This window comes from Oleiphilus sp. HI0132 (assembly GCF_001635845.1).
Window position 1 is genome coordinate 1 of record NZ_LWGJ01000484.1, and the last position, 1,207, is coordinate 1,207.

Consider the following 1,207-nt stretch of genomic DNA (forward strand, 5'->3'; position numbering starts at 1 on the left):
AAAAGGTTTTAGTCTCAACAACCGCACGAATGGTCAGGCGATTATCGAAATACTTCCACCCATTGAAACAAAAGACCTTAGTAAAGACGACCTTGAAGAGCTAATGCTCAGTTGTCGGCTTGACATGATGGAAACTATCAGCCGCCTAGAGGATGAGTGCGGTAAATAGAGCGACACATCGCGACGCCCAAACTAGCCAGAACCTTTCGCTTCTGGCTAGCCGTCTCTATAAACCTTGCCTAGAATTCCCTTCCCCAAATTGATTTACGTCTAGAATCGTCTAATTAGCCCCCATACGCACATATTAAGCCTTAGAGACACTGGTCAAAACGAGATAAAGTTGTTTATCATCAACTATCCAAAAACAACAATGATTTGAAGCACTATGCTCAAGCCTCTACCCATAATCATGCCAGGCTTACGCTTTGTATTAGTAATCGCTTGCACGCTACTCGCTACCAATGCGCATAGTGAGCCACAACTGATTAAGCCCTATGATTTAAGCTCGTCATGGACTGGCTATCTGGCATTAAGCGTCTTCTGTCTCGCTTATGTTTTTGTCGTACTTGAAGAAAAAATACACCTGCGAAAGTCCAAACCAGTTCTTCTAGCCGCCTCTCTGATATGGATTATTATTGCTTTTGCGTACCACCGCTCTGGTGATAGCGAATTAATTGAGCCTGCAATCCGGCATAACTTCCTTGAATATAGTGAGCTATTTTTCTTCTTACTTGTCGCCATGACCTATATTAATGCCATGGTAGAGAGAGGGTTGTTTGATGATTTACGTTACTGGCTAATATCAAAAGGTTTTAGTTATCGCCAACTTTTCTGGTTCACAGGTTTCCTGGCGTTCGTAATTTCACCGATCGCAGACAATCTAACTACCGCACTTATACTTTGCGCCGTCGTTATCGCTGTCGCAAATGGTAAGTCTAACTTCGTCTCGGTCAGCTGCGTTAACATTGTTGTCGCAGCAAATGCCGGTGGCGCATTCAGCCCCTTCGGCGACATCACCACGCTAATGGTCTGGCAAAAAGGTATTATCGAATTCAGCGATTTTTTTGCACTCTTTCTCCCCTCCTTGGTCAACTTTTTAGTTCCCGCAAGCATCATGCACTTTGCAATCCATAAAGGCACACCCGATGACCCTGAAGGAAATGCTCGCCCGGTTAAGTTTGGTGGAGTTCCTATAGCTATTTTATTT

1 protein-coding gene is annotated in these 1,207 nt (G+C 44.1%); it reads left to right on the forward strand.

Going from position 1 to position 1,207, the window contains the following annotated elements:
* Positions 1 to 385 precede the first annotated feature (385 nt).
* Positions 386 to 1,207: sodium:proton antiporter NhaD (gene nhaD / locus A3766_RS05885; protein WP_231882843.1), on the forward strand; the 822-nt coding region annotated here is incomplete at its 3' end.